The organism is Acinetobacter sp. NIPH 542 (assembly GCF_000369825.1).
GTDB lineage: Bacteria > Pseudomonadota > Gammaproteobacteria > Pseudomonadales > Moraxellaceae > Acinetobacter > Acinetobacter oleivorans.
Map to the genome: position 1 here is coordinate 716990 of NZ_KB850206.1, position 12305 is coordinate 729294.

Consider the following 12305-nt stretch of genomic DNA (forward strand, 5'->3'; position numbering starts at 1 on the left):
AAAAAGCCCAAGTTGAACTTGGGCTTTTTAATGTGTTTCTTATTTTTCTGTACTGACCTGAGTCATACGTGGAATTTTTGGTAAGTCTTGTAAAGCTGGGTCAAGCTCGTCTTCTTCAGCGTGTACCAGATAATCTACCCGTGAACGCAGTTGTTTAAACTCAGGTGTGCTCATCAAATCGAGTGAGCGTGGACGCGGCAAATTAACTTCAATTATTTCTTTAATTTCACCTGGGTTGGCTTTGAGTGCCACAATTCGGTCTGCGAGTAAAATGGCTTCATCCATGTCATGGGTCACAAAAATAATGGTGATATCAATGTTTTGCCATAAATCCATCAAGTGCTTTTGCATTTTTTGACGGGTGTGCGGGTCGAGCGCACCAAAAGGTTCATCCATAAGTAAAATTTTAGGTTGATTAACCAAAGCTCTAGCAATCGCAACGCGTTGCTTCATTCCTCCTGAAAGTTGGTGTGGATACTGATTTTCATATTTTTCTAAACCAATAATATTAATCCATTCACGTGCTTGAGCTTCGGCTGTCATTTGACTCGCGCCACGCATTTGCGGACCAAACATCACGTTTTCTTTTACAGTTTTCCATGGAAAAAGGGTATAGCCCTGAAACACCATGCCGCGTTCAGGACATGGGCCTGTAATGCATTCGCCGTCTACTAAAACTTCTCCGCTATGGTACGGGTCTAAACCTGCAATAACACGGCTTAGAGTCGATTTGCCGCAACCAGAAGGACCAATCACACAAATAAATTCTCTTTTATGAATTTTTAAATCGAGCTTATTTAAAACAGTGCGTTCGCTTTGACCATGCTTAAAGACTTGGCTCAGTTGTTTAGCTTCTAAAATCACAGGACGTTCATAAATTTTTTGAAAGTATTCATGCGCGTTAAATGTTGAATCGTTCATTATTTTGCTCCTACTTTCCAAGTGAACATCCGTTCACCTAACTTCATTAATACCCAATCACAGACCAGACCAATCACCCCAATAATCAAAATAGCCGCGTAGACATTTTCAAAGTTTTGATAGCGTGCCTGTTGGGTAATAAACCACGTAATACCCGAGGTCGTACCAATCAACTCTGAAACAATTAAGTAGGTCCAAGCCCAACCCAATAGCACACGTAAGTCACGGTAAATATCAGGTAAGGCAGCAGGAATCACCACATGAAATAAACTTTTGAGCTTATTGGTACCAAGCGTATAGCCAGCTTCAATTAAGCTTCGATCAACCATTCGGGTGGTATTGGCAATAATTAGAATTTGCTGAAAGAGAGTACCAATCACAATAATGGCAATTTTAGGTGCGTCATTAATCCCTAAAATTGCTACAGCAAGTGCGCCAAAGGCGGGAGCTGGTAAGTAACGGAAAAACTCAACAAAAGGTTCCGTCAATAAGGATATTCGCTTAGAAAAACCACACAAAATACCCAGTGGAATCCCAATCAGGGAAGAGATAAAAAAGGCTGAAAATACCAGTTTAATACTGTGCCATAAACTTTGATGAAACCACGGCGAATCAGGTTGTTCTGGTGGTGTGGTAAAGGCGGTGACCAAAGCCTTAGCGACTTCATGGGGAGCGGGTAAATAAATCGGATTGACTAAAATACCTTGTGGTGGTGCAGAATTTCGATTGACTGCATTTTGTGCTTCGAGATAGAACACATTTTTATCAATGCGACTTCCTACTTGTAAGTACGAAACACTTCCCGAACTCGTGATTTGTACTTGAGGATGCCAAACAAAAGGTAAGTAACTGATTGCGCACCAAAGACATATTGGAATAACGAAAGAACAAATACTGAGAATCAGCTTGTTCTTTCGCGTAAATTCCTTTGCAACATAACCCATATCGAGAGCTCCCCATTTTGATCAGTATTACGATTTTCATAAAACGTAATATTGTTAAGCAAAATAGGTGCCATCTTTAAGGTGCTCCAGATGAGTTAAGAAGATGAGGGAACTAAAGTTTCATGTAAATAAACCCAATAACATTTTTCGCCGTCTACTTTAATGCAGGCCGTCGAAGTGCGTAATGTTTCGGTTTCATCAGTTTGCTGATGTTCCTGATATTGCACCCAACAATAATTTTCAAATTCGTATAAAGCTGTACTCTTAATAATGTCGATTTTTAAAGAGGGTTTGTTTCCAATATTTTGACTAAATAAACTATTCACTTCTGCGAAACCAATGCTGTGACCTTGAACGGTGACCATCTTAAAATTTTGATCAAAGCTATCTAAAAGCGGGCTCAGACTTTGCTCTGCATTTTTTCCTGTAAATACATTTTCTATTAAAACATGTAGGTCAATGACACTTTGAATGGCTTGATCCATTTGATTAGACATGGGTTTTCTCCTTTAAAACGGGAATGAGTGACAGTAAGCAGAGTAAAGCTGCAATTAAAAAAGTATGTTGATAGCGAAGTAGATCGCTTGAGCCAGACATCAAGTTATATATCGAAATGAGAACAACAGTACCGACACTGAATGAAACTTGTCGATTAATATTCCAGAGCACACTTCCTTGTAATAAATCTTGGCCTGAAAAATCAATCAGTGAGCTAATTTGGGCAATGTTGGCACTTAGACCACCACCCATACCCATCAATAAATAAGCAATTACTAAAAAGCTCAAAGGGCTAGTGTTTGAAATACAAAATAAAAGAAATATGCCAAGGCTATGTAGGGTTATTCCAATAATAAGAAGATACTTTTTCCCTAACCGTTGATAGAGCAGGCCGCCACTAATCATGGCTGCGAGTGCCCCAGTTGCATAGAGCAACATGAATAAACCAGTTTGTTTTGCATTAAAGCCAAAGTTAAGCTGTAAATTAAAAATATTGAGTAAATTAACGCCCGTAAAAATGCCCGGAACGGCGTAATAGACAATAAATGCATTACGTAAATTTTTATTTTTTAATAACTCAAGATTAAGAACAGGATGGGAAATTTTTTTCGCATGTCGAATGTAAAAAATAAGCATTCCAATTGAAATTAGAAAACTAATTAGAGCGAATGAGGCGTTATGGTAATCACTATAAAATGAAAAGGAGAGTAATAAAGATAATAGGCTTATATTAAAAATAACCAAGCCTTTTATGTCTGGTTTTTCACTCGATACATTCTCTGTTTTTTTAATCCATAACCATGCCAGAGCTGCTGCCAGTAAAGAAAAAGGAAGGTTTGATAAAAATACCCATCGCCAATTTAATGAATCAATAATCACGCCCCCAATCGCAGGTGAAAAAGCTGGCGCAATTAAAGCAATTGCCATAATTAATGTAGAAATGCGTTGGCGTTCTTGGTTCGGGAATAATGCATATACGAGAGCTTGCCCGACTGGAATTAATAAGCCTCCAGCTACGCCTTGAATAAATCGCCAAAAAATTAAGCTATAAATCGATTCACTAAAGCCAATAAAGCAAATGCTTATCGAAAATAACAGCATCGAATAACATAATAACTTTTGGTTCCCAAGTTTGGTGGCTAACCATAAACTCATGGGCATAATTAAAATGAGGCCGAGAATATAAGCATTTGTTACCCACGCGACCATGGATTGGCTAACTGAAAATGACGATGCAATATTAGGCAATGCAATTGCAGACATAAAAATGTTGATGCAATCAATAAAGAACCCAAGTAAAAACACTGTTGCTATTTTATATCGATAAGACATACCTACCTCCGTGCAGGCAGGGTAAGATCCAGCTCTTTTATTGTCGATGCAAGCGAAGTAAAATCATTGTTTGATAATTTTAAACAATTGGCTTAATTGTGCAAAAAAACCTCAAGCAAATTACCAGTTTTCTACAAGTCGTTGATTCCGGTTCTTTTACCAAGGCTGCTGAAATTTTAGGCTTAAGCCGATCAATGGTGAGTATTGATATAAAACAATTAGAAAAGCAGCTCAATACAAGCCTATTAATTCGCAACACCCGTAATATTGCATTAACTGAAATCGGTCAGCATTTTTATGAGGATTTTAAACAAATCCAACTTCAGATTGATGAGGCATTTGAACGAAGCCAACACTTAGGTACAAGCATTACAGGCACTTTACGGTTTTCGTCTACCAATGAGTTTGGCCAACGTTTCATTCTGCCTTTGCTTCCTGAGTTTTGTCGGCTTTACCCAGGTTTACGTTTACAGTATTCGTTTAATTCATCGCTTGATGATTTAGTGACTGAAAAATTAGATCTGGTTATACGACTAGGAAATTTAAAAAACTCATCTCTAAAAACTCGAAAAATCGGAGAATATCCAATTTATCTTGTGGCTACTCCACAGTTTATAAAAGACCATCCTATAGAAAATATATCCGATTTGGCAGATGTTCCTTGGATTGGCCACACTTTATTAAATTGGCAAGATTCACAATATATTTTGCAAAACAGTTTAGGGGAGCAATATTCATTACCTTTTATTCGAAGTCAGTATGAATCAAACTCGGTAACAGCCATTCATCAAATGGCTCTTTCATCTTTAGGTGTGGCGATTTGTCCTGCATGGTTAGTTGATGAAGATATTCAACAAAATCAATTAATTCGGTTATTTCCTGATTTTTCGTTACCGCTACAAAGTATTCAATTACTTTATCCTCATACCTCTAATTTACCGGCCAAAACGAGAGCATTTATAGATTATTTAATAGTCAATCTTTCTTTCAGTTAAACTAAAAAATATCTAAGTCATGGAAGATAAGCTAATTTATATAAATAGACAATTCTGTCTGTTTTTTATAAAATATCGATGATTATGACTCAGTTTTATAATAATGATGTCCCATAAAATATTTCAAATTTTAGATAGTTTCGGTTTGGTCGCGCAGAATCGTGTACTTCATGTGCAATTTTCCAACCCATCATTAAACAATCAAGTCTTCTTACAGCGCATTGAGGGTGAACATACCCTCAACCAAGGCAGTGTTGCTGAGTTACTGTGTCTGTCGACAAACGCGCATATTGCATTAAAACAATTTATTGGCTGTCAGGTTGCTGTCGATCAGGTCACCGATACAGGCCAGTTCTTTAGAACAACAGGCATTATTACTGAAGCGAGCCAAGGGCAAAGTGATGGCTCACTGACTATTTATAATTTAACTTTAAAAGATCCAACTGCACTCTGGCATAAACGCCGCAATAGCCGAGTGTTTATGAATAAAAGCGTGCGAGATATTAGCGAAATTCTGTTTAAAGAATGGCAGGGGAAAAGTCCGTTATTTGCCTCAAGTCTAACGCTCGACACAGCAGGTTTAACGAAGGACTACGATGTGCGTCCATTTGTGATGCAGTCAAACGAAAGCGATTATGACTTTTTAACCCGTCTGTGGCGTAGCGAAGGCATTAGTTGGTTAGTCGATGAATCTCAGCTTTTAGTAGCGGATCCGAATGCGTCTATTCAGCCACAAGTGCTACGTTTGATTGATGAAAATCAGAATTATAAAGCTCTTGAACGCCGTAGCCTCCGTTACCAACGCAGCAGTGCCACAGAACAGTTTGATACCATTACCCAAGTTAAAGCTGAGCGCCGCTTACAACCGACTTCAGTTCATGTGCAACGCTGGCAAGCCGATGCCCTACAACAAGAAGAAGGTAGCGGCAGTGTACAAGGCACGCAAAAGCACAGTGAACACTATGACAATGCAAGCTTGAATCTTGAAGATGCATGGCACGTTAGCCCAGCTTGGATGCAGGACTTAAAGGGTGAAGACCAAGCCACCGCTTCTGGTAATAGCCAGATTGAACAGCTTAACCAGCATATTAATGCTTATCATCACCTGAGTTCTAAACAGTTTACGGTTTCAGGTAATGTCCGTGATGCACAGGTCGGTTATTGGTTTGAACTGAATGACCACCCAGAACTCGATCAACATGACAGCGCTGATAAAGAATTTTTAATCTTAAGTAAGCACTACTATAACCAGAATAATTTACCGAAAGAATTACAGCAGCAACTCGAACGCTTGTTGCCAAAAGACAAACTCAAGGCCACTCAACTCGATAACCAAAACCCAGAGCAGCGCCACTATGCTGAGCTGAATGTCGTTCGACGCAATATTAAAGCTGTCCCTGAATATAACCCGCTAGAACACCGACCAGCAGCTTACCCGCAGCGTGCTAGAGTAGTTGGGTTAGAGGGCGAAAGCATTCATGTCGATCAGTGGGGACGCATTAAAGTCCGTTTCTTGTTTACCCGAGCTGATGACCATAGCCATGACGGTGGAGCGGGAAGTAACGACAATGACACTGACTCGGCTTGGGTCGATGTGCTGACCCCATGGGCAGGCGCAGGTTATGGTGCACGCTTCTTGCCTCGCGTGGGTGAGATCGTGGTGATCGATTTCTTTGACGGCAACATTGACCGTCCATTTGTGGTGGGGCGTATTCACGAAGCTGAACGCCACCCAACCCAGTTCGATCAGAAAGGCCAATTACCTGATACTAAAAAACTCAGTGGTATCCGCTCAGAAGAAGTCGACGGTAAGGGCTTTAACCAGCTACGCTTTGATGACACCACAGGGCAAATCAGTGCCCAGCTACAAAGTAGTCATGCAGCAAGCCAGCTCAACTTAGGTAACTTAAGCCATCCAAAAGATAAGGCGGAAAGTGATGGTCGAGGTGAAGGTTTTGAACTTAGAACAGATCAGTGGGGTGCAGTAAGAGCTGGTAGTGGCTTACTCGTTAGTACCCATAAACAGGACCAAGCTCAAGGCGTACACCTAGATGCAAATGAGGCCAAACAACAAATAGAAGGTGGCCTTAACAATGCCAAGGCACTCAGTGAAGTAGCTAAAAATCAGCAAACTGATCCATTGGAAGTTCTTGAGAACTTAAAAACGTTCATAGAACAAATTGAAGAAAAAGATCAAGACAAAGCTGCCGCTTTTAAGCAAGCCTTGATGATATTAACTGCACCTAACAGTATCGCTTTAGCCAGTAATGAAGACATTCACCTAAGCGCAGATGCTCAGTTAAGCCAAACTGCGGGCGATAGTATTAACCTGTCTACACAAAAGAACTTGATTGCACACGCCCAAAATAAAATCAGCCTTTTTGCAGCTCAAGAAGGGGCGAGACTCTATGCAGGCAAAGGCAAAGTCGAAATACAAGCACAAGGCGATGGAGCAGATTTAATTGCCCGTAAAGCTGTTCAGATTATTTCAACAGAAGACAAAATTGAAATTAGTGCTTCTAAAGAAATCGTTATCACGGCGGGCGGATCTCAAATCAAGATTAATGGTTCAGGAATTTTCCCTGTCACTGGTGGCAAGTTTGAGGTAAAAGCTGGGCAGCATTTATTTATGGGGGGAGGAAGTGCGCAAAGTCAGAATATAGGTCTTCCCTTATTAGGTAAATTAAATAATTGGATGGAACTTAATTATCATTATGATGATTTATCTCCAGTTAAAGGTGCGCCATTTAAAGTTTTTTTTGAAGATGGTAGTTATAGAGAGGGAGTCTTAGATAGCAAAGGATACGCAAAATTAGAAAATATTCCTTCTGGTAAATCAGAAATCTATTATGGAGAGGATCCTTCTGAGTTTATTAAAGATGAGCCAGATGATTTAGATGCTGTAATTGAAGATGACGATCAATTAGAAGATGATTTATGGTCATTTCTAGATGAAGATAGTTATAAAAAATTAACATCTGATTTACAAAAGGGGAGTAAATAATGGGTTCGGTCGCTAAATATAAACGTTCAGCTGATTCAGTCCCGAGTGGTTGGTTGCAAAGCTTAAAAAAAGACACGATGACTTTTCTTAAAGGTGATAGCACAGGGGGCTGGGCAATTATTGCTGAAACCGTTATTGGTTGTGTACCAGTATTAGGGCAGTTGGTAGATGCTAGAGATATTATTAAAGCTATAATTATTTTAACTGCAAATCCTTCTAGTGCCGCAGGCTGGTTTGACCTAATTACAGCTTTAATTGGGCTCGTTCCTGGCGGTGGTGATGCTGTTAAAATGTCTCTTAAAAGTGTTAAAAAGGGTGCTTTGCCAATAGATAGTATTTTAGATGGTATTCGTAAATTTGGAAAAGGTGATCCAGAACAATTAATTAGAAAGTGTTTGGATTTAAATGCTTTACAGAAAAATTTAGATAAAATCTTAACAAATCAAAAAATTCTTAATCAGTTAAGCCCAGCTGCTCGTAAAAATGTAGATCAAATAAGAAATAATTTGGGAAAACAACTACAAGAATTTAAAAAAGAGGTTGATGGGTGGCTTATAAAAAGTAGGAAAACATCGGCTGATGCAGGTAAAAAATCAACAACACAGACCACAAAACCTAAGTCACCTTCAAATGGGGGGCAAAATACTCATAATACAAATCAAGGGAAATCAAAAACTTCAAATAATTCGTCTATAGCCCAAACAGCGATAACAAATTTATCAAATAAATATAAAGGGATTTTAGGGGAACATATGGCAGATTATTATTGTCAAGAAGTTAAGGGATGGGGAAACTCATCTCATGATAAATTAGGAACGAAAAACCCTAATAAGTTAAATGATAAGGGTGAAATGGTTAATCTTTTTTCTACAAAGAGCCGTGGACGCGGAATTGATGGTGTATGGAAAAAAAACACGAGTGATGCAAAACCTTATGTGATAGTAGAGGCAAAATGCAGCCAGAATCCAGCATCTTCATTGAAAGAATTGTTAGGGGATGCAAACGATAAAAATGGTATAGATAAATCAATACCTCAACAGCAACAAAAGTCTGGAAGACGGTCAAGAACACGTACTGGAAGTAGTGCAAATAATAAAAATTTAACTTTAGGTGGTGAAAAGTATAGAGATTCGAAAGGTAAAGTTGTTCAAATGAGTCATCATTGGATAACTAACCGCCTTGTAAAAGCGGTAGGAATTCAATTGGCTCCAATTATACTAAAAAAGCGAAGATATGAACGATATGTTATTTTCTTTAGTGGGCTTCAAGTTGTTGAGCATGCAGTTGCTTTATTAAAATTTTTAGCAAAGCAACAAGTAAGTGATAAAGATCACTCTTCACATCATGCGACGAGAGTATGGACTGATAAAGAAATTAGTGTAGTGGTTAATAATAGGTAAGTGGAAGTAATAGCATGCTAGATTATAAATTTAATCGAAGACAACAATTTTTGGATGAAAAGTATTATCTCTCTACCAGAGCTGCTTTAGTAAATGCTATTCAAGACTTTTTAGGTGAATCTAATAGTGATGAGGATGTTGAAGCGGGATGGATTGATTCTTATTCTATAGCTGCAAGATATCAATTTGATCTATTTATACTAGACTATACTGCTGGAAGATCTATTGATCACTTACGTGTAGATTTTGAGAGTGTTATAAATTTATTTAATGTCTTATCTGAAAAGCAAAGAACTTATTATAAAGATCCAAATTTTAGTGTCTTTGATTTAGAATTGCTTGATGATTATTGCTTATATATTTGGTTAATTAGTCTTTGTTATTTATTAAAAAGAAATGACTTATTGGTGAGTGTTGCCAAATTAGTAGATGGAGAGACTCAAGAAAATGGAGGTAAAGACTGGATCATTGAAGAATTTTTAGCTTTTTCTGATGATAATCGTTTTGACTGTTCTGATGTTCTTTTTCCCCAGCCTTACTTTGAGCTTTCAAACGCTTTTGTAAACCAAGATAACAAGGTTTCTCTGAAGCATTTACATAAATTTTTAAAGAAATGGTATAAAGATTTAGCAGGTGCACCTTGGCATGATACCCATAAAGCTGATGGTGGATATTATGGGTATTGGTCTTTTGAAGCTGCTTGTGCCGTTATTTTATTGGAAATAAATGATGACAAAGAATTATACGATTATCTTTATTATCCTAAAGATTTAATTGCTTTCTATCATTCATTCAATCCAACAGCAGGAGAGGAAAATTTATTAAATAATTATAATAGAATAGCGATTAAGGCAGGTGAGAAGGCTCCTCAATCGGGTTATTGGTTTACAGTAGCTAGTAATAATTCTCGACAATATTTTAATGCTGGAGAGATTCTTCCAGAAATTAAAAAACAAGACTGGGGAGAGGTTTACTGGCAGTTTGAAAAAGAAGAATAAAAAATTAAAGTATATAAGTGAGAAAAGCCCCATTATGTAATGGGGTTCTATATCACAAAAGTTAGATGAAAAAGGTCTTGGTTATAACCGCTTAGTTAATAACATCGTACAAGAATATCTTGACCAGCAATATCAATATGATGCTTTTGGACAGTTGATTCGACAAAAATCATCACAAGGTGATTTAAATCTTGAGTGGGATGTATTGGTACGTCTTGTTCGTAGCCGAAACAATCAATACACGGCAGAATACCGCTATGATGCTTTAGGCCGACGTATTCAAAAAAGAAGTAAGCATCACCATACTGGACAAGAACATTATTTATGGTTGGGATGGTGATACTTTAGCTTATGAATCTAGCGCTGATATAACTAAAAAAGATAGTTTCGTGCCTTTGTTGCAAGCAGCGTATCATCACACAATTGAGCTACATCAAACCCAAGACTGGACAGATAAACCATATAGTATTTATAAAGACCCATTGTGGAATACGGTAAAACAAAGCCAAGGTTTTGATGATGTATGGTTCTATCACTGCGACCATTTAGGCACACCACAGGAAATGAGTGACCAAACAGGTGCCATTGTTTGGAAAGCCGAATATAAAGGTTGGGGGAATGTAAAGCAGAGAAAGCCAAGTCGAATTTCTTCGAAAATAGTGAAATTATTTCAAATAATATCCGTTTTCAAGGTCAGTATTTTGATGAAGAGACAGGGTTACATTACAATCGTTATCGTTATTATTCGCCGTATGTAGGACGGTTTATTAGTAAAGATCCGATTGGATTGTTGGGAGGATATAACCTTTATCAATATGGTCCTAGTCCTATTGGGTGGATTGATCCTTTGGGGTTAAGTAATGAGACAGACCAAAAAAATTAAAAAGAAAATTATCGGCTGTAGAGTCTGCTCAAAATAAAGCTGTTAAAACACGAGAGCTAAGTGATGGTAGAATAAGATATTATGAAAAAGAGGCTTTAGCTAAGACTCAAGGTCCAACTCGAGGAAGATCCCATGTTACAGAAATTAATCCTAAAACTGGTACCGTTAGAGTATGGGAGGAAACATATGATCATAATGGTAATGTAAATAGGGTACATCCTAAGATGATAAACGGTGAGGTTGTGGATATTCCACATTATCCACCAACAAAAGCAGATATAGATCAAGGTAAAGCAACTCCATCAGGGCGAGCTATAAAAAAAGGGTGTCCTCTATAATGTTACGTAATATTGATAAAATAGTATTAGATAAACTTCATTTAATTTTAGAAAATGAAATATTTGATTATCGGATAGTTGCTAGAGAAGCATATTTAATTCGTCTTGATATGGATTATTTAGAACTCAATGAGGATTTACAAAATTTTCTTGATGAATTGATTGGAATGGATGCAGGCGAAGAGGGGGAATTTTCACTTACTAAAGATGAGATTATAGTAAAAATAAATTCTATTGAAGATGGGGGGTAAAATTATTAGAACTCTTGTGAAAGTTATCTTTAATCATCTAATAGAGTGGTCGAAAAAGTTAGAAATCATCTTTAATTGTTAGTTAAATGAATGGTATTTTTATAAAATCAATAAATGATGATTTTAATTTTTCTGGGGAATTGAATGGTTTGATATTTCAAGATATTTCTGTTTATTTTGATAGAAAAGATTAGAAAGTCATTAAAATATATCTGGAATTCTCTGTTGTCTGAGAATTTTAGATATATCAATATCTAAAGATTATTAAATTAGATCATTATCTAATAGCTTTTCTCTAATATATTTTTCATTTGAATACGTCTCAGGAAATGAGTGATTCCCTATGTCAAATGATCTGTAAAACTTAATATAAGATTGGGAGAGTTCGTTTCAACAAAGCAAGGCTTTACACGAAGAACTATGCTCGAAATGGCAAAGGAGAAAAAGCAAAATCTAATTTCTTTGAAAATAGTGAAATTATTTCAAACAACATCCATTTCCAAGGTCAGTATTTTGACGAGGAAACTGGGTTTCATTACAATCGTTATCGTTATTATTCGCCGTATGTAGGTCGGTTTATTAGTAAAGATCCGATTGGATTACTGGGTGAATATAATGTGTATTCTTATGCACCCAATCCTAATAATTGGATTGATCTGTTAGGCTTAAGAAGTAGAAATAAAACCTTACCAATTAATGCGAGAAGTCGTAATACTAAAAAGTTAGTAAATTACATTAATG

General features: G+C 37.2%; 9 protein-coding genes and 2 pseudogenes. 7 read left to right on the top strand and 4 right to left on the bottom strand.

From position 1 onward, the window contains the following. Window positions 1-39: 39 nt before the first annotated feature. The 4 genes from F886_RS08940 to F886_RS08955 form a co-directional block, all read right to left on the bottom strand. On the bottom strand, window positions 40-921 hold the full coding sequence (locus F886_RS08940) for an ABC transporter ATP-binding protein (protein ID WP_001000088.1): 882 nt from the start codon (window positions 919-921) through the stop codon (window positions 40-42). Continuing rightward, on the bottom strand, window positions 921-1865 hold the full coding sequence (locus tag F886_RS08945) for an ABC transporter permease (protein ID WP_005303951.1): 945 nt from the start codon (window positions 1863-1865) through the stop codon (window positions 921-923). Before F886_RS08945 ends, F886_RS08940 begins: the two co-directional genes overlap by 1 nt. 95 nt (window positions 1866-1960) lie before the next feature. Continuing rightward, complete coding sequence (locus tag F886_RS08950; RefSeq protein WP_005303957.1) at window positions 1961-2362, bottom strand: hypothetical protein; 402 nt, start codon at window positions 2360-2362, stop codon at window positions 1961-1963. Next, complete coding sequence (locus F886_RS08955) at window positions 2355-3695, bottom strand: MFS transporter (protein WP_005303961.1); 1341 nt, start codon at window positions 3693-3695, stop codon at window positions 2355-2357. The genes F886_RS08950 and F886_RS08955 overlap by 8 nt, the downstream gene beginning before the upstream one ends. 98 nt (window positions 3696-3793) lie before the next feature. Here F886_RS08955 and F886_RS08960 point away from each other — a divergent pair, with 98 nt between their 5' ends. The 7 genes and pseudogenes from F886_RS08960 to F886_RS20530 all read left to right on the top strand — a co-directional run. After that, window positions 3794-4690 (top strand): LysR family transcriptional regulator, encoded by an 897-nt coding sequence (locus tag F886_RS08960; protein WP_005303963.1) that lies wholly within the window; start codon window positions 3794-3796, stop codon window positions 4688-4690. Between the two features lie 103 nt (window positions 4691-4793). Continuing rightward, the gene (locus tag F886_RS08965; RefSeq protein WP_005303966.1) at window positions 4794-7694 is read left to right on the top strand and encodes a type VI secretion system Vgr family protein; all 2901 of its coding nucleotides are present in this window, start codon (window positions 4794-4796) and stop codon (window positions 7692-7694) included. Further along, window positions 7694-9094 (top strand): hypothetical protein, encoded by a 1401-nt coding sequence (locus tag F886_RS08970; RefSeq protein ID WP_005303969.1) that lies wholly within the window; start codon window positions 7694-7696, stop codon window positions 9092-9094. Before F886_RS08965 ends, F886_RS08970 begins: the two co-directional genes overlap by 1 nt. 14 nt (window positions 9095-9108) lie before the next feature. Then, a complete protein-coding gene (locus F886_RS08975) occupies window positions 9109-10092 on the top strand; it encodes a PoNe immunity protein domain-containing protein (RefSeq protein WP_005303972.1) in 984 nt (327 codons plus the stop codon). 64 nt (window positions 10093-10156) lie between these two features. Beyond that, window positions 10157-10951: pseudogene (locus tag F886_RS20525) on the top strand (RHS repeat domain-containing protein); the annotation flags it as partial. Window positions 10952-11312: 361 nt separating this feature from the next. Beyond that, window positions 11313-11564, top strand: a complete 252-nt coding sequence (locus F886_RS08990; RefSeq protein ID WP_005303980.1) for a hypothetical protein — start codon at window positions 11313-11315, stop codon at window positions 11562-11564. Window positions 11565-11998: 434 nt separating this feature from the next. Continuing rightward, a pseudogene (locus F886_RS20530) lies at window positions 11999-12247 on the top strand (RHS repeat-associated core domain-containing protein); the annotation flags it as partial. Window positions 12248-12305: the final 58 nt, after the last annotated feature.